This is a genomic window from Pseudomonas sp. NPDC087612 (assembly GCF_044743505.1).
Lineage (GTDB): Bacteria > Pseudomonadota > Gammaproteobacteria > Pseudomonadales > Pseudomonadaceae > Aquipseudomonas.
This window is the reverse complement of sequence record NZ_JBIUWO010000012.1, coordinates 178,576-193,472: the sequence shown is the minus strand read 5'-3', so window position 1 is coordinate 193,472 and position 14,897 is coordinate 178,576. Positions and strand designations below refer to the sequence as shown.

Annotated in this window: 16 protein-coding genes; 7 read left to right on the top strand and 9 right to left on the bottom strand. The window is 63.5% G+C overall.

Features of this window, described 5'->3' with window-relative positions; all coding sequences use genetic code 11:
• The first annotated feature begins 35 nt into the window (after positions 1 to 35).
• The 6 genes from ACIOVF_RS23760 to ACIOVF_RS23735 are packed head-to-tail and all read left to right on the top strand — an operon-like array spanning position 36 to position 6,099.
• Positions 36 to 2,951, top strand: a complete 2,916-nt coding sequence (locus ACIOVF_RS23760; protein WP_401292842.1) for a monovalent cation/H+ antiporter subunit A — start codon at positions 36 to 38, stop codon at positions 2,949 to 2,951.
• Entirely contained in the window at positions 2,951 to 3,295 is a 345-nt protein-coding gene (locus ACIOVF_RS23755) for a Na+/H+ antiporter subunit C (RefSeq protein ID WP_010224297.1), read from the top strand. Before ACIOVF_RS23760 ends, ACIOVF_RS23755 begins: the two co-directional genes overlap by 1 nt.
• Positions 3,292 to 4,977 (top strand): monovalent cation/H+ antiporter subunit D, encoded by a 1,686-nt coding sequence (locus ACIOVF_RS23750; protein WP_045202061.1) that lies wholly within the window; start codon positions 3,292 to 3,294, stop codon positions 4,975 to 4,977. The genes ACIOVF_RS23755 and ACIOVF_RS23750 overlap by 4 nt, the downstream gene beginning before the upstream one ends.
• Positions 4,974 to 5,462, top strand: coding sequence for a Na+/H+ antiporter subunit E (locus ACIOVF_RS23745; protein ID WP_045202063.1), 489 nt, complete (start codon positions 4,974 to 4,976; stop codon positions 5,460 to 5,462). Before ACIOVF_RS23750 ends, ACIOVF_RS23745 begins: the two co-directional genes overlap by 4 nt.
• Entirely contained in the window at positions 5,459 to 5,737 is a 279-nt protein-coding gene (locus ACIOVF_RS23740) for a K+/H+ antiporter subunit F (protein WP_038996132.1), read from the top strand. Before ACIOVF_RS23745 ends, ACIOVF_RS23740 begins: the two co-directional genes overlap by 4 nt.
• Entirely contained in the window at positions 5,734 to 6,099 is a 366-nt protein-coding gene (locus ACIOVF_RS23735; protein WP_045202065.1) for a Na+/H+ antiporter subunit G, read from the top strand. The genes ACIOVF_RS23740 and ACIOVF_RS23735 overlap by 4 nt, the downstream gene beginning before the upstream one ends.
• Before the next feature lie 2 nt (positions 6,100 to 6,101).
• Here ACIOVF_RS23735 and ACIOVF_RS23730 read toward each other — a convergent pair whose 3' ends face one another.
• Entirely contained in the window at positions 6,102 to 6,308 is a 207-nt protein-coding gene (locus ACIOVF_RS23730; RefSeq protein ID WP_045202068.1) for a hypothetical protein, read from the bottom strand.
• A complete protein-coding gene (locus ACIOVF_RS23725; RefSeq protein ID WP_045202070.1) occupies positions 6,305 to 6,775 on the bottom strand; it encodes a hypothetical protein in 471 nt (156 codons plus the stop codon). Before ACIOVF_RS23725 ends, ACIOVF_RS23730 begins: the two co-directional genes overlap by 4 nt.
• 319 nt (positions 6,776 to 7,094) lie before the next feature.
• On the opposite strand from ACIOVF_RS23725, the gene ACIOVF_RS23720 reads away from it, so the two are divergent.
• A complete protein-coding gene (locus tag ACIOVF_RS23720) occupies positions 7,095 to 7,304 on the top strand; it encodes a hypothetical protein (protein ID WP_045202071.1) in 210 nt (69 codons plus the stop codon).
• 12 nt (positions 7,305 to 7,316) lie between these two features.
• Here ACIOVF_RS23720 and ACIOVF_RS23715 read toward each other — a convergent pair whose 3' ends face one another.
• The 7 genes from ACIOVF_RS23715 to ACIOVF_RS23685 form a co-directional block, all read right to left on the bottom strand.
• Positions 7,317 to 7,532: a hypothetical protein gene (locus ACIOVF_RS23715; protein ID WP_045202073.1), complete on the bottom strand. Its 216-nt coding sequence runs from the start codon at positions 7,530 to 7,532 to the stop codon at positions 7,317 to 7,319.
• A gap of 114 nt (positions 7,533 to 7,646) precedes the next feature.
• Positions 7,647 to 8,867: a methyl-accepting chemotaxis protein gene (locus ACIOVF_RS23710; RefSeq protein ID WP_401292875.1), complete on the bottom strand. Its 1,221-nt coding sequence runs from the start codon at positions 8,865 to 8,867 to the stop codon at positions 7,647 to 7,649.
• A 543-nt stretch (positions 8,868 to 9,410) separates the two neighbouring features.
• A complete protein-coding gene (locus ACIOVF_RS23705; RefSeq protein WP_045202077.1) occupies positions 9,411 to 9,815 on the bottom strand; it encodes a TraR/DksA C4-type zinc finger protein in 405 nt (134 codons plus the stop codon).
• Positions 9,816 to 10,098: 283 nt separating this feature from the next.
• The gene (locus ACIOVF_RS23700; protein WP_258597144.1) at positions 10,099 to 11,766 is read right to left on the bottom strand and encodes a hybrid sensor histidine kinase/response regulator; all 1,668 of its coding nucleotides are present in this window, start codon (positions 11,764 to 11,766) and stop codon (positions 10,099 to 10,101) included.
• Positions 11,750 to 12,913: an alcohol dehydrogenase-like regulatory protein ErcA gene (gene ercA, locus ACIOVF_RS23695; RefSeq protein ID WP_045202081.1), complete on the bottom strand. Its 1,164-nt coding sequence runs from the start codon at positions 12,911 to 12,913 to the stop codon at positions 11,750 to 11,752. The genes ACIOVF_RS23700 and ercA overlap by 17 nt, the downstream gene beginning before the upstream one ends.
• Before the next feature lie 124 nt (positions 12,914 to 13,037).
• Complete coding sequence (pqqA, locus tag ACIOVF_RS23690; RefSeq protein WP_009394664.1) at positions 13,038 to 13,109, bottom strand: pyrroloquinoline quinone precursor peptide PqqA; 72 nt, start codon at positions 13,107 to 13,109, stop codon at positions 13,038 to 13,040.
• A 110-nt stretch (positions 13,110 to 13,219) separates the two neighbouring features.
• Complete coding sequence (locus tag ACIOVF_RS23685) at positions 13,220 to 14,740, bottom strand: aldehyde dehydrogenase family protein (protein ID WP_213601948.1); 1,521 nt, start codon at positions 14,738 to 14,740, stop codon at positions 13,220 to 13,222.
• Positions 14,741 to 14,897: the final 157 nt, after the last annotated feature.

The following is a 14,897-nucleotide window of genomic DNA, read 5'->3' as shown; positions in this document are numbered from 1 at the left end:
ATGATCCCTTACAAACTCCTGCAGATTAGAAATCTATGTCCTTGATAGTGCTACTGCTTCTGCCGTTCGTCGGCAGCTGCCTGGCGGCTGTCTTGCCGCACAACGCACGTAACAGCGAATCGCTGCTGGCCGGACTGGTCGCCCTGGTGGGCACTGTCCAGGTCGCTTTGATGTACCCGCAGATCGCCCATGGCGGCGTGATCCGTGAAGAATTCCTGTGGCTGCCGAGCCTGGGCCTGAACCTGGTCCTGCGCATGGACGGCTTCGCCTGGCTGTTCTCCTTGCTGGTGCTGGGCATCGGTACCCTGGTGTCGCTGTACGCGCGCTACTACATGTCGCCGCAAGACCCAGTACCGCGCTTCTTTGCCTTTTTCCTGGCGTTCATGGGTGCCATGCTCGGCCTGGTGATTTCCGGCAACCTGATCCAGATTGTATTCTTCTGGGAACTGACCAGCCTGTTCTCGTTCCTGTTGATCGGCTACTGGCACCATCGCGCCGACGCCCGCCGCGGTGCCTACATGGCCCTGATGGTCACCGGCGCGGGTGGCCTATGCCTGCTGGCGGGGGTACTGCTGCTCGGCCATGTGGTCGGCAGCTACGACCTGGACAAGGTCCTCGCTGCCGGTGAGCAGATTCGCAACCATGCCCTGTATCCCGTCCTGTTACCCCTGATCCTGCTCGGCGCGTTGAGCAAAAGCGCGCAATTCCCCTTCCACTTCTGGCTGCCCCATGCCATGGCGGCGCCCACCCCGGTCTCGGCCTACCTGCACTCGGCGACCATGGTCAAGGCCGGGGTATTCCTGCTGGCGCGGCTGTGGCCGGCGCTCTCCGGCACCGAGGAATGGTTCTGGATCGTCAGCGGCGCCGGCGCCGCCACCCTGGTGCTCGGCGCCTTTGCGGCGATGTTCCAGAACGACCTCAAGGGCCTGCTGGCCTATTCGACCATCAGCCACCTGGGCCTGATCACCCTGCTGCTGGGCCTGAACAGCCCGCTGGCAGCGGTCGCCGCGGTGTTTCACATCCTCAACCATGCCACCTTCAAGGCCTCGCTGTTCATGGCCGCAGGGATCATCGACCACGAAAGCGGCACCCGCGACATCCGCCGCCTCAGCGGTCTGTTCCGGCTCATTCCGTTCACCGCGACCCTGGCCATGGTCGCCAGCGCCGCGATGGCCGGGGTGCCATTGATGAACGGCTTCCTGTCCAAAGAGATGTTCTTCGCCGAAACCGTATTCATCAGCTCCACCGCCTGGGTCGAAGCGGCCTTGCCGGTCATCGCCACCCTCGCCGGTACCTTCAGCGTTGCCTATGCCTTGCGCTTTACCGTCGACGTGTTCTTCGGCCCGCCGGCCACCGACCTGCCGCACACGCCCCACGAGCCGCCGCGCTGGATGCGCGCGCCGGTCGAATTGCTGGTGATGACCTGCCTGGTGGTCGGTATCTTCCCGGCGCAATCGGTCGGCCCGCTGCTGGCCGCTGCCGCTTTGCCGGTGGTGGGCGGCACCCTGCCCGAGTACAGCCTGGCGATCTGGCACGGCTGGAACGCGCCGCTGATCATGAGCCTGATCGCCATGAGCGGCGGCATCATCCTTTACCTGCTGCTGCGCAACCAGCTCAAGCTCGGGCGTTTCCCGTCGCCGCCGCTGATCGAGCGCTTCAACGGCAAGCGCCTGTTCGAACATGGCCAGGTGCTGATCATGCGCACCGCCCGGCGTTTCGAACGGGTGTTCACCACCCGGCGCCTGCAGAAGCAGCTGTTCATGCTGGTGCTGATCGCCCTGCTGGCCGGCCTGCTGCCGATGCTGCACAGCGGCCTGAGCTGGGGTGACCGGCCGAAGATCCCGGGCTCGGGTGTGTTCGTCATGCTCTGGCTGATCGCCATTGCCTGCGCCCTGGGCGCTGCCTGGCAGGCCAAGTACCACCGTCTGGCGGCGCTGACCATGGTCAGTGTCTGCGGCCTGATGACCTGCATTACCTTCGTCTGGTTCTCGGCCCCGGACCTGGCCCTGACCCAACTGGTGGTCGAGGTGGTCACCACGGTGCTGATCCTGCTCGGCCTGCGCTGGCTGCCACGGCGGATAGAAGGCGTCTCGCCGCTGCCGGGCACCCAGGAGCGCGCACGCCTGCGCCGCCTGCGCGACCTGCTGCTGGCGGTCGGCGTCGGTGGCGGCATGGCGCTGCTGTCCTATGCCATGCTGACCCGCCCGACCCCCAACGACATCTCCTCGTTCTACCTGAGCCGGGCCTTGCCCGAAGGTGGCGGCAGCAACGTGGTCAACGTCATGCTGGTGGACTTCCGCGGCTTCGATACCCTCGGCGAGATCACCGTGCTGGTGGCCGTGGCCCTGGCGGTGTTCGCCCTGCTGCGACGCTTCCGCCCGCCCAAGGAGAGCATGCAGTTGCCGGCGCAGCAGCGCCTGCTGGCCCCGGACGTGGTCACCGACCTGGTCAACCCGCGCCACGCGGCCGACACCGCGCTGGGTTTCATGATGGTGCCGGCGGCGCTGGTACGCCTGCTGCTGCCGATCGCCCTGGTGGTGTCGATGTACCTGTTCATGCGCGGCCACAACCAACCGGGTGGCGGGTTTGCTGCCGGCCTGGTGATGTCGGTGGCGTTCATCCTCCAGTACATGGTGGCCGGCACCCAGTGGGTCGAGGCACAGATGAGCCTGCGACCGCTGCGCTGGATGGGCACCGGGCTGCTCTGCGCCACCCTGACCGGGGTCGGCGCGATGCTGCTCGGCTACCCGTTCCTGACCACCCATACCGCGCACCTGCACCTGCCGCTGCTGGGTGACACCCACCTGGCCAGTGCGCTGTTCTTCGATATCGGCGTGTTCACCGTGGTGGTCGGTTCGACCCTGCTGATCCTCACCGCGCTGGCTCACCAGTCGGTGCGTGGTCATCGCCCGGGCAGCCAACAGAAACCCACTCAAGCAGGAGCCGCCTGATGGAAGAAGTCATTGCAATCGCCATTGGCGTGCTCGCCGCCTCCGGGGTCTGGCTGATCCTGCGGCCACGGACCTTCCAGGTGGTCATGGGCCTGTGCCTGCTGTCGTACGGGGTCAACCTGTTCATCTTCAGCATGGGCAGCCTGTTCATCGGCAAGGAGCCGATCATCAAGGACGGCGTGCCCCAGGATCTGCTCAACTACACCGACCCGCTGCCCCAGGCCCTGGTGCTCACCGCGATCGTCATCAGCTTCGCCATGACCGCACTGTTCCTGGTGGTGCTGCTGGCTTCGCGCGGCCTGACCGGGACCGACCATGTCGATGGCCGGGAGCCTAACGAATGAGTGCGATGAACCAACTGATCGCCGCACCCATCCTGCTGCCGTTGCTGACCGCAGCGCTGATGCTGCTGCTCGGGGAAAAACGCCGGCCGCTCAAGGCGCGCATCAACCTGATCTCCAGCCTGCTCGGCCTGGGTATCGCCATCACCCTGTTGCTATGGGTGCAGGGTCAGGGCCAGGCCAGCTCGATTGGCGTCTACTTGCCCGGCAACTGGCCGGCGCCGTTCGGCATCGTGCTGGTGGTCGACCGTCTATCGGCCCTGATGCTGGTACTCACCGGCATCGTCGGGGTCAGCGCCCTGGTGTTCGCCATGGCCCGCTGGGACCGCGCCGGCGCCAGCTTCCACGCGCTGTTCCAGATCCAGCTGATGGGCCTGTATGGCGCCTTCCTGACCGCCGACCTGTTCAACCTGTTCGTGTTCTTTGAAGTGTTGCTGGCAGCCTCCTACGGCCTGATGCTGCATGGCTCGGGGCGCGCGCGGGTCAAGGCCGGCCTGCACTACATCGCCATCAACCTGCTGGCCTCGTCACTGTTTTTGATCGGTGCGGCGATGCTCTACGGCGTAACGGGCACCCTGAACATGGCCGACCTGGCCCTGAAAATCCCGCTGGTACCAGAGGCCGATCGCGGCCTGCTACACGCCGGCGCGGCGATCCTGGCCACGGCGTTCCTGGCCAAGGCCGGGATCTGGCCACTGAACTTCTGGCTGGTGCCGGCATATTCGTCGGCCAGCGCACCGGTGGCCGCGCTGTTCGCGATCATGACCAAGGTCGGCTTCTATACCGTACTGCGCCTGTGGACCTTGCTGTTTTCCGGACAGGCCGGTGCTTCGGCGTTCTTTGGTGGCGACTGGCTGATCTACGGCGGCCTCGCCACCCTGGGCTGCGCGGCGGTATCGATACTGGCCGCGCAGCGCCTGGAGCGCATGGCCAGCCTGAGCATCCTGGTCTCGGCCGGCACCTTGCTGGCGGCCATCGGCTTCGGCCAGGCAACCCTGACCGCCGCCGCGCTGTTCTACCTGGTCAGCTCGACCCTGGCGCTGTGCGCGCTGTTTTTGCTGGCTGAGCTGATCGAGCGCTCGCGCTCGGCCAACGAGATTCCCCTGGATGATGAAGGCGACGGCCTGCCCTCGCCCGTCGAGTCGCTGCACCCACCCAAAGGCATCAACCTCGATGACGAACAGAAAGCGGTGATCGGCCAGGTGATCCCCTGGACCATGGCCTTCCTCGGCTTGAGCTTTATCGCCTGCGCCCTGCTGATCATCGGCATGCCGCCGCTTTCGGGCTTTATCGGCAAGCTCAGCCTGATCAGCGCACTGTTCAACCCGCAAGGGCTGGGTGTGGCGCCGGAGCAGCCGTTGAGTGTCGCCGGCTGGATGTTGGTGGCGTTGCTGGTGCTCTCCGGCATGGCTTCGCTGATCGCCATGACCCGCGTTGGCATCCAGCGTTTCTGGACCCCGCAGGAGCGCCCTTCGCCGCTGCTGCGCCGCTTTGAGTGCATCCCCATCGTGGTGCTGCTGGGCTTGTGCGTGCTGCTCAGCCTGCGCGCCGAGCCGTTGCTGCGTTATACCCAGGACACCGCCGCCAGCCTGCAGGACCCCGAGCAATACGTCAGCGCCGTGCTCGGCACCCGACCGATTCCGGGGCCGACCAGCCTGGCCGCCAGCACCGAGGTGCAGCCATGAAGCGCCTGTTCCCTGCCCCGCTGCTGTCGCTGTCGCTGTGCCTGCTGTGGCTGCTGCTGAACCTCTCGGTAAGCCCGGGCAACCTGCTGCTGGGCGCCCTGCTCGGCGTTGTTGCGCCACTGCTGATGGCGCCGCTGCGCCCGCTGCAGGTACGCATTCGCCGCCCGGGCACCATCGTGCGCCTGATCCTGCGGGTCGGCGTCGATGTGCTGGTGTCCAACCTGCAGGTCGCCCGCGGCGTGTGGTCGGCCAAGCGCCGTCCGCCGCGCTCGCGCTTCGTGCACATTCCCCTGGAACTGCGTGACGCCCACGGCCTGGCCGCTTTGTCGATGATCACCACGGTGGTCCCAGGGACCATCTGGTCGGAGCTGGCACTGGATCGCAGCGTGCTTTTGCTGCATGTGTTCGATCTGGATGACGAGGCGCAGTTCATCGAGCACTTCAAGCACACCTATGAACGCCCGCTGATGGAGATCTTCGAATGACTGGCCTGCTTGCCAATGCCATTCTCGCCAGCCTGTTCATCTTCGCCCTGGCCATGGCCCTGACCCTGTGGCGGCTGTTTCGCGGACCTTCGGCGCAGGACCGGGTCCTGGCACTGGACTACCTGTATATCCTGGCCATGCTGATGATGCTGGTGCTGGGTATCCGCTACGCCAGCGACACCTATTTCGAAGGGGCACTGCTGATCGCGCTGTTCGGCTTTGTCGGCTCCTTCGCCCTGGCTAAATTCCTTCTGCGTGGCGAGGTGATCGAATGATCAATGCCAATGAACTGCCGTTGTGGGTCGAGGTGCTGGTGGCCGTGTTGCTGCTGCTCAGCAGCCTGTTCGCCCTGAGCGGTGCGGTCGGCCTGATTCGCCTGAAGGACTTCTTCCAGCGCATGCACCCGCCAGCACTGGCCTCGACCCTGGGCGCCTGGTGCGTGGCCCTGGCCTCGATCCTGTACTTCTCGATGCTCAAGGAGTCACCGGTGCTGCATGCCTGGCTGATTCCGGTCCTGCTGTCGATCACCGTGCCGGTCACCACCCTGCTGCTGGCGCGCGCTGCATTGTTTCGCAAGCGCATGGCCGGGCATGATGTACCTGAAGAAGTCAGCAGTGGCCGCGACCGCGGCAACTGAACTCAGCCGCTGAGCTGCTGCAGCTCGCGGCGGACCATGGCGGCGTACTCGGGCGGGCTCAACTGGTAGAGCTGAGTGGCGACCCAGGCAAACCAGGCGCCTTGCAACTGCGGGCGCTGCGACAGCCACTGTTCGGCCAGGGCACGGGCCTGGGCCTGGTGCCGGGCATGAAAGTCGGCGCGGCTGGTGCGCTCGGCGGATGCGCTCACTCGCTGGCCTTGAAAGTGGTCAGCTCACCCTTCTGCCATTTGGCAACCTTGCGGGTCACGGCCTTGAGGGTCTTGCTCAAGCCTTCCTGCAACTGCTCGTGGGCGGCGAACACCAACACCACGCCCTGGCCTTCCTTGAAGACAATACCTTCGCCTTCAGGCACCGAGACAAAGGCATAGTCACCCAGGCCATACACCGTCAGTTTGATTTCGCGAAAACGGATTTCCAGCTTGCCACCTTCGCGGCTGGGCAACACTGCGGCGCGAAAATGATCGCCAACCTTGAGCTCCAGACGCTGCTTGTCATCCACCACCAATGCGGTTTCAGTATCGATCTCGGCCATGTACAGACCTTCCGCGTTTTGTTCGGTGACGTAAACAAAACGCGATTGAAACTGTTTGACCAGTTTCGCCCTGAGGTCGCCCAAAACAAACAGGGCATGTGTATCAAGATTGCTGACTGCCAAAGAAGAATTCCTCAAAAACCGATTACACGCCGCTCCCCCCGCAGGCCGTGAGGCAGCCGCAAGGCAACGGTACTTCAATTCGAAGTCTGAAAGACTAGTGGATTTGTGCATGAAAAGTCTGTGCAGACTGGCAAAGCAACCCGCAGGAATGTTTACCCATTACTGCAAGCTTTAGTCAGTTTGCAGATTTTCAGCAGATTTCCTTAAACGGAGACGCTTTTTCTGACAGCACTACCGCAACAAAAGTGCGATAGATGAGAGCAAGCCCTTTAGCAGGACGGGCTCCTGGAAATCATCCACAGAACACAGGGAAGCGAATATGCACGAAAACACCGAATTCCGTCGAGAGCCTAAAGGCGTTTCCTACAGAGAATATGCTGTTCACTCACATAACAGCACCCCGCGCTTCGTGGTAGTACCGGCCGGCATCGGCTTCTTTCACATCACCGAACAGGCCACCGGACGCGTCAGGGGCTTTCGCCGCGAGCATACCGAAGCCTGTGCCCTGGCCCGTCACCTGGAAAACTGACCGGCGCCTGGCTCAACCGGCCTGACGCGCAACGGCGGGCCGGTCATCCCCGTGCAACTGCTGCAGCCAGGCCGCCTGACATTCCTGGGCTTCATTGCGGCTGGCGAAAGCCGTGCCTCGTCGTTCACCGTTGACCAGCACCACCCAGCACACGCGCTTGCCCAGCGCCTGTAGCGACGCAGGTACGCCGCTGCCAATCATCACTGCAACATCGACTTGGCTATTCATCATTCCCTCCGGAATTTATTAGCAACCTAACGATATGCGTATGATAAGACCTGGGCGCTCAGGGAAAAAGCTATCCCCGGCATAGCTGTTTTACATTGCAGGTAACAAAACCGCTCAACCCTGCTGCGGCCGGTAGCCCAGACGCAAGCCTCCCCAATGCCTGCCCTGCACCAGGATCGGTACCGACAGGTCGTGCATCAGTTCACCGGTATCGCGGGTATAGGTTTGCAACAACACCGGCTGTTGATGGCTGCCGCAGCGAATGCCGGTACGGTCGTCGAACTTGCGCTTGCTGCGATTGTGCGCGGTATCCAGGGCCGGGTCGCCGGTCAACGGCTGATTGAAGGCAGTGTTGTGGGTGGGCACATAGCCCTGCTGGGTACAGGCGATAGCAAACACCAGGCCCTCATGCAGCTTGAGCAACGGCTCCTGGATTGCCGGCAGGACCTGGTCGGTATAGTGATCAAAGCGGGTGCGAAAACGGGCCGGCGACGTGCCGGGGATTTGCTGGTAGTGGCGGTCGAACAAGTCCTCGAGACTGATGCGCCCTTGGGCAATATCGTTCTCGAACTGTTCGCCAATTCGCTGCGCACCTTGGCGGGCGAGGTCGTAAACACGCTGGTGATAGTCATCCAGCCCCACTTCGGCAAGACGCTCGCTGATGCTTTCAGCCTGCCCTTCCAGCTGCACTGCAGCCTGGGCCAGGCGCTGAGTCTGCTGGTCGCTGACCTGCAGGTCGCTGCGCATGCGCTCCACGGCCTCGAACAGGCTGTCCAGTTGCAGGCGGTTGGTCTCGGTGCCCTCGGCGATCTCGCCGATCTGCTGCTCGACCCCGGCAGCCAGCCCGGCAATGCTGTCCAGTTGCTCGCCGGTATGTTCGACCTGGTAGACCCCGCTGTGCAGGTCATCGGACAGTTCGCGAATCTGCTCGACCACCTGCGCCGTACGCTGCTGAATATCGGCGACCATCTGCCCGACCTCTTCGGTAGCGCTGGCGGTTCGCCCGGCCAGGCCGCGGACCTCGTCGGCGACCACGGCAAAGCCACGCCCATGGTCACCCGCCCGGGCGGCTTCGATGGCAGCGTTGAGGGCCAGCAGGTTGGTCTGGCTGGCGATGGTCTGGATGACCAGGGTAACCCGGGCAATGTCCTCGCTGCGCTGGTGCAGCGCCTCGATCAGTTCACGGCTGGCGGTAGCCCGCTCGCTCAGGTGATGCATGCGCTGGATCGACTCGGCCAGCACCGTGCGCCCGGCGGCGCTGCTTTCATGAGCACTGCGGGCAGCGACCAGGGCCTGTTGGCTCAACTGCGAGGTGGCCTTCTCGGTGCCGATCATCACTTCGGCGCTGCTGACGATCTGCGCAGCGGCATCCAGTTGCGATTGCAGCTTGCCGGCCAACTGTTGCACCGAGAACGCCACTCCGGCCGCCGACAGTGCATTGTCGCTGGTGGTTCGGGCCAGGTCGCGGGTCAGCTCGGCCAGCGGCTCGCGGGTTTGCTGCACGACAATCGTCGCCTTGCGCAAGCGCGGTAGCCACAGCGCCAGCAAGGCCAGCGGCAGGCCGATATAGAACGAAAGCCCGGCAAACGCCATAGCTGCCAGCAACCCTGCCAGCACCAGGCTTTGCAAAACCGTATCTGACCACGGCGCAACGGCGAACGGCGCAGCTTGCCCTTCAACCACGGCGCCAGGCAGAGATCCTTCTCGCATCATGTTTTGGCTCCATCGCAGCACGTCTTGTTGTGCGGCCATTAAACGCCACTATTAGGCCATTAGCCATGCTTCCTTGGGTGTAAGATCGGTGCCCTTGATACAGGGCAAGAAAAGCAAAACCCCCGAAGATCGCTCTGCGGGGGTTTGCGGTGACACCTGCGCGGGTCAGGCCTGGCGCTGGTGCTTGTCGATCTGCTCGTGACGCTCTTGAGCTTCGATGCAGTACTTGGTGGTCGGGCTGATCAGCAGGCGCTTGAGGCCGATCGGCTCGCCGCTGTCGTCGCACCAGCCGAAGCTCTCGTCAGCAATGCGGCCCAGGGCCATTTCCAGCTGCGGCAGCAGGCGCTGGTCACGGTCGATGGTATTGACCAACCAATGGCGCTCTTCTTCGACCGAGGCGGCATCGGCAGGATCGGCAGGCGTGTCCAGGCTTTCGATGGTTACACGGCTTTGCTCGATGCGCTCATGGATTTCGACCTTCATCTGCTGCAGCAGCGAGGTGAAGAAAGCCAGTTGCTCAGCGTTCATGTAGTCATCGGCCGGCATGGCCAGCAACTTTTCCTTTGTCATTGATTTCTCTATAAAAAATACGTGCATTAAGGCGAATCGGGTGCTCCTGGCGAACAGCTCGCCAGCAGCGGAATTCTTCAAGCACCATCCGGCACTCAATTTACAGGGGGCGGCAGTCTAAGGCCGAGATTCACACTGGGCAACAGAAATGACGGTGCAAATGACCGAAAAGGCCCTGCAGGCCCTCCCCCGGCGCTGGTTTATAACAAAAAAACCGCGGCGCAGGCGCTTTCCCGGGGACAAACGGTCATTCTCCGACAAAAACCTTGTAACAAAGATCCCCTCAACCGAGCAACTGGCTCAACACCGCGCGCAACTTGCCAGGCTTCACCGGCTTGTTCAGCAAGGGTGCGCCCAGGCGCTGCATGGCCCGGCGGCTCTGGTCGCTGCGGTCAGCGGTGATCATCACGGCAAAGATGCTGCAGGCGAAATGGCGACGCAAATCGCGCACCACCTCGCAACCGGTTACGCCGTGGTCCAGATGGAAATCTGCCAGGATCAGCTCCGGCGCCCGGCCGTCGAGCACCACCAGGGCGCTGGCATAGTCGCTGGCGGTAAGCACCTCGCAGCCCCATTGCTGCAGCAGCGCAGCCATGCTTTGCTGGATGCTCAGTTCATTGTCCAGAACCAAAAGCCGGCGCCCTGGCAATGGGTCGCCAACACTGGGCAGCACCAGCGTCGATGGCGGCAACTCACTGGGCTGCTCACTCGACAATGGCACATCGATGCTGAACACCGAGCCGCGTCCCGGCCATGAGCGGACCTGCACCGGGTAATCAAGAATGCGCGCGATCCGCTCGACAATCGCCAGCCCCAGCCCGACGCCTTTGCGATCAGCGGCGCGGCCAACATCCAGCTGGTTGAATTCAAGAAAGATCGACTGCAATCGATCAGCGGCAATGCCACGGCCGCTGTCCCAGACTTCCAGGCGCAGGTACTCGCCCCGGCGCCGCGCGCCGAGCAGGATGCTTCCGTGCTCGGTGTAGCGGCAGGCATTGCTGAGGAAGTTGCGCAGGATCCGTGTGAGCAGGCGCAGGTCGGTGCGTACCGCCAGGCGCGCGCTGCGCAGGCGCAGGCTGAGCCCGGCGGCTTCGGCCACGGGCTGGAACTCCGAGGCCAGCGGCGCCAGCACTTCATCCAGGCGGTACAGCTCGAGGTCGGGCTTGATCGCCGCCTGGTCCAGCCGCGAGATATCCAATAGGTCGGTGAGCAGGTCCTCCGCGCCTTCCAGGGCCTGGTGGGCACGCTCGACCAGTTGCTGTTCACTCTTCGCTAGCGATCGCTCGCGCAAGGTCGAGATCAGCAGCCGGGCGGCATTGAGCGGTTGCAGTAGGTCGTGGCTGGCCGCCGCCAGGTACTTGTCCTTGCTGCGATTGGCCGCCTGAGCGGCGTCGCGCGCCTCGATCAGCTCATTGGTGCGCTCGGCGACCCGCTGCTCGAGCTGGTCGTTAAGTTGCTGCAGGCGCGCCTGGGCCTGCTTGCGTTCGGTGATGTCGGCGACAAAGCCTTCGACCACGCCCTCTTCGTCGGGCCGCAGCAGCAGGTTCATCAGCACGTCGATATGGCTGCCATCTCGCCGGCGTAGCTGGGTCTCATAGCCGATCAGCGCCTGCTCGCGCTGCAGTACCTGGGCGATGGCCAGCAGTTCATCCTGGCCGCCGGCGAACAGATGGCTGGCCAGGTCGTTGCGCGACAGCACCAGGGCCTGGGCGTCGACATACCCGAGCATGCGCGCCAGCGCCGGGTTGGCGGCGCGCATGCCATCTTCGAGGCTGGCCTGGAAGATACCGTGCACGGCGTGCTCGAACAGCCACTTGTAGCGATTGCGCTCGGCTTCCAGCTCTTCCAGGCGCACCGCCAGTTCCGGGTAATGACTCTTGCGTACGGTGTGGTTGCTCAGCCCCAGCAAACCGGCCAGGGCATCGCCCGCCGGTTCAAAGGGCCTCGCCATACACCACCTCGACGTCGCGCTGGCTGGAGCTGCGCGGGTTGGTGAGGATGCACGGGTCATCCATGGCGTGCTGGGACAGGAATGGAATATCACTGAGGCCAACGCCATGCAGGCCGAGGGTTTCATGAAAGCCCACGGCGCGCTTGAGGGCGATCAGGTGCTCGACCAGACGCTGGCTGATCTGCTTGTGGCTCAGGCCCCGGCAATCGATGCCCAGGGTTTGCGCAATCACCTTGAACCGCTCTGGCGCGGCGCTGTAGTTGAACGCCACCACATGCTCGACCAGCACCGCATTGCACAGCCCATGGGGCAAGTCGAGAAAGCCACCCAGGCTGTGGGACATGGCATGCACGGCGCCGAGAATCGCGTTAGAGAACGCCAGCCCCGCCTGCATGCTGCCGAGCATGATCTTCTCGCGCAGGGCGATGTCGTCGGGGTTGGCGATCATCTGCACCAGGTTGCCGTCGATCAGGCGCATGGCCTCCAGCGCATGGGGGTCGGTCAGCGGCCCGTGGCCGGTCGAGACGAACGCCTCGATGGCATGCACCAGGGCATCGATGCCGGTACAGGCGGAGAGGAACGGGTCCATGCTCAGGGTGGTCTCAGGATCGATCAACGACACATCCGGCACCACCGCCTTGCTGACGATGGAAAACTTCATGCGTTCCTGCTGGTTGGAGATAATCACGAACTGGGAAACGTCGGCGGAGGTACCGGCAGTGGTCGGGATCAGGATCAGCGGCGGGCTTGGCACGCGAATGGTGTCGACCCCTTCGAACTCGAGAATGTGCCGGCCATGGGCAACCACGATGCCGATGCCCTTGGCGCAATCCATCGGGCTGCCGCCACCGACGGCGACGATCACGTCGCACTGTTCGCTGCGGTAGCGCTCGGCGCCGGCCATTACCTCTTCAACCCGCGGGTTGGGGGATACCTCGGTGTACAGGCAGTAATCGATGCCCAGGCCCTGCAGGCTGGCTTCGATATCGCCGACCCAGCCGGCGGCGATCACGCCGGGGTCACTGACCAGCAGAACCTTGCGCGCGCCGAAGGTCTTGGCGTAGTTGGCGACATGATGCCGGCAACCGGCGCCGAAGATGATTTCCGGGGAGACGAACTTGCGCAACTGGCTCAGCTTCGGGCTCATGGGACGCCTCTGTTCTTGTTGTAATAGCGCCAGCCTAAAGCATCCCGCATCGATTGCAATCAGACCATCGGCGGGCAGAAACAGGAGCGCCGACCGCTGCAAGCAGCGACCGGCGCAAGAGGGATCAGCGATTGGCGAAGTACATGGTCACTTCAAAACCGATACGCAGATCAGTGAACGCAGGCTTTTTCCACATAGGTCCATCCTCTTCTGGCACCACAGGATTGCGGTGCACCTATTAATACACCGTTGCCGGTGCGGGTCGAATGCTACTTTGGAAGCGTTTCTTTCAGCCTATCCGGGCCCTCAGAAGAACCCCAGCGGGTTGACGTCGTAACTGACCAGCAGGTTTTTGGTCTGCTGGTAGTGATCGAGCATCATCTTGTGGGTCTCGCGGCCGACCCCGGATTTCTTGTAGCCACCGAACGCGGCGTGGGCCGGGTACAGGTGGTAGCAGTTGGTCCACACACGCCCGGCCTTGATACCCCGGCCCATGCGGTAGGCGCGGTTGATGTCGCGGGTCCAGACCCCGGCGCCCAGGCCGAACTCGGTGTCGTTGGCAATTGCCAATGCCTCGGCTTCGTCCTTGAAGGTGGTCACGCCGACCACCGGGCCGAAGATTTCTTCCTGGAATACACGCATCTGGTTGTGGCCCTTGAGCAGGGTCGGCTGGATGTAATAGCCGCTGGCAAGGTCGCCACCCAGGCGCTCACAGTCACCGCCGGTCAGCACCTGGGCGCCCTCTTCGCGGGCGATCTGCAGGTAGGAGAGAATCTTGTCGTATTGCTGCTCGGATGCCTGGGCGCCGACCATGGTCTCGGTGTCCAGCGGGTTGCCGCGCTTGATCTGGCTGATCTTTTTCAGGACCTGGGCCATGAACGGCTCGTAGATCGACTCCTGGATCAACGCCCGCGACGGGCAGGTGCACACTTCGCCCTGGTTGAAGAACGCCAGCACCAGGCCTTCGGCGGCTTTCTCGATGAAGGCCGGCTCGGCCTGCATGATGTCTTCGAAGAAGATGTTCGGCGACTTGCCGCCCAGCTCGACGGTCGACGGAATGATGTTCTCGGCAGCGCATTTCATGATGTGCGAACCGACCGGGGTGGAGCCGGTGAAGGCGATCTTGGCGATGCGTTTGCTGGTGGCCAGGGCTTCACCGGCTTCGCGGCCCAAGCCATGAACGATGTTGAGCACGCCCGCCGGCAGCAGGTCACCGACCAGTTCGGCAAACACGGTAATCGACAGCGGCGTCTGCTCGGCCGGCTTGAGCACCACGCAGTTGCCGGCAGCCAGGGCCGGGGCGAGTTTCCAGGCGGCCATCAGCAGCGGGAAGTTCCATGGAATGATCTGCCCGACGACCCCGAGCGGCTCATGAAAATGGTAGGCCGCGGTGTGCTCGTTGATCTCGGCGGCACTGCCTTCCTGGGCGCGGATGCAGCCGGCGAAGTAACGGAAGTGGTCGGCGGCCAGTGGCACGTCGGCATTCAGGGTTTCGCGGATGGCCTTGCCGTTGTCCCAGGTTTCACTCAGGGCCAGCACTTCGAGGTGCTGCTCGATGCGATCGGCGATTTTCAACAGGATGCGCGAACGTTCCTGCACCGAGGTGCGGCCCCAGGCGGCGGCGGCGCCATGGGCGGCGTCCAGCGCCAGGTCGATGTCGGCCGCGCCCGAGCGCGGGAACTCTGCAATCGTCTGGCCATTGACCGGCGAACCGTTGTTGAAGTACTGGCCGGTCAGCGGCGCGACGAATTCGCCGCCGATGTAGTTACCGTAAACGGCCTTGAAGCTGATCAGGGCATCAGCGGTGCCAGGGGCTGCGTAGATCATCGGGACCTCATGTGCGGTGCGGGCCTGTCGGCATGACAGGCAGCTGGCTCGATGGTAAGCAGGCGCACGGCAGGCGCGAATCGGCCCTTGGCAGGTACCGTCTCGTTAATTGGTAGTAACGCCTGGGTGCTACCCGAATACCGCCTGCTCATGCGTG

Excerpts from the sequence above, each read along its gene's own strand:
- ACIOVF_RS23720 (WP_045202071.1), top strand. The coding sequence starts at position 7,095 with ATGCACGAAAACACCGAATTCCGTCGAGAGCCTAAAGGCGTTTCCTAC.
- ACIOVF_RS23710 (WP_401292875.1), bottom strand. The coding sequence starts at position 8,867 with ATGATCGGCACCGAGAAGGCCACCTCGCAGTTGAGCCAACAGGCCCTG.
- ACIOVF_RS23760 (WP_401292842.1), top strand. The coding sequence starts at position 36 with ATGTCCTTGATAGTGCTACTGCTTCTGCCGTTCGTCGGCAGCTGCCTG.
- ACIOVF_RS23685 (WP_213601948.1), bottom strand. The coding sequence starts at position 14,740 with ATGATCTACGCAGCCCCTGGCACCGCTGATGCCCTGATCAGCTTCAAG.
- ACIOVF_RS23735 (WP_045202065.1), top strand. The coding sequence starts at position 5,734 with ATGATCAATGCCAATGAACTGCCGTTGTGGGTCGAGGTGCTGGTGGCC.
- ACIOVF_RS23750 (WP_045202061.1), top strand. The coding sequence starts at position 3,292 with ATGAGTGCGATGAACCAACTGATCGCCGCACCCATCCTGCTGCCGTTG.
- ACIOVF_RS23740 (WP_038996132.1), top strand. The coding sequence starts at position 5,459 with ATGACTGGCCTGCTTGCCAATGCCATTCTCGCCAGCCTGTTCATCTTC.
- ACIOVF_RS23755 (WP_010224297.1), top strand. The coding sequence starts at position 2,951 with ATGGAAGAAGTCATTGCAATCGCCATTGGCGTGCTCGCCGCCTCCGGG.
- ACIOVF_RS23700 (WP_258597144.1), bottom strand. The coding sequence starts at position 11,766 with ATGGCGAGGCCCTTTGAACCGGCGGGCGATGCCCTGGCCGGTTTGCTG.
- ercA (WP_045202081.1), bottom strand. The coding sequence starts at position 12,913 with ATGAGCCCGAAGCTGAGCCAGTTGCGCAAGTTCGTCTCCCCGGAAATC.
- ACIOVF_RS23745 (WP_045202063.1), top strand. The coding sequence starts at position 4,974 with ATGAAGCGCCTGTTCCCTGCCCCGCTGCTGTCGCTGTCGCTGTGCCTG.
- ACIOVF_RS23705 (WP_045202077.1), bottom strand. The coding sequence starts at position 9,815 with ATGACAAAGGAAAAGTTGCTGGCCATGCCGGCCGATGACTACATGAAC.
- ACIOVF_RS23715 (WP_045202073.1), bottom strand. The coding sequence starts at position 7,532 with ATGAATAGCCAAGTCGATGTTGCAGTGATGATTGGCAGCGGCGTACCT.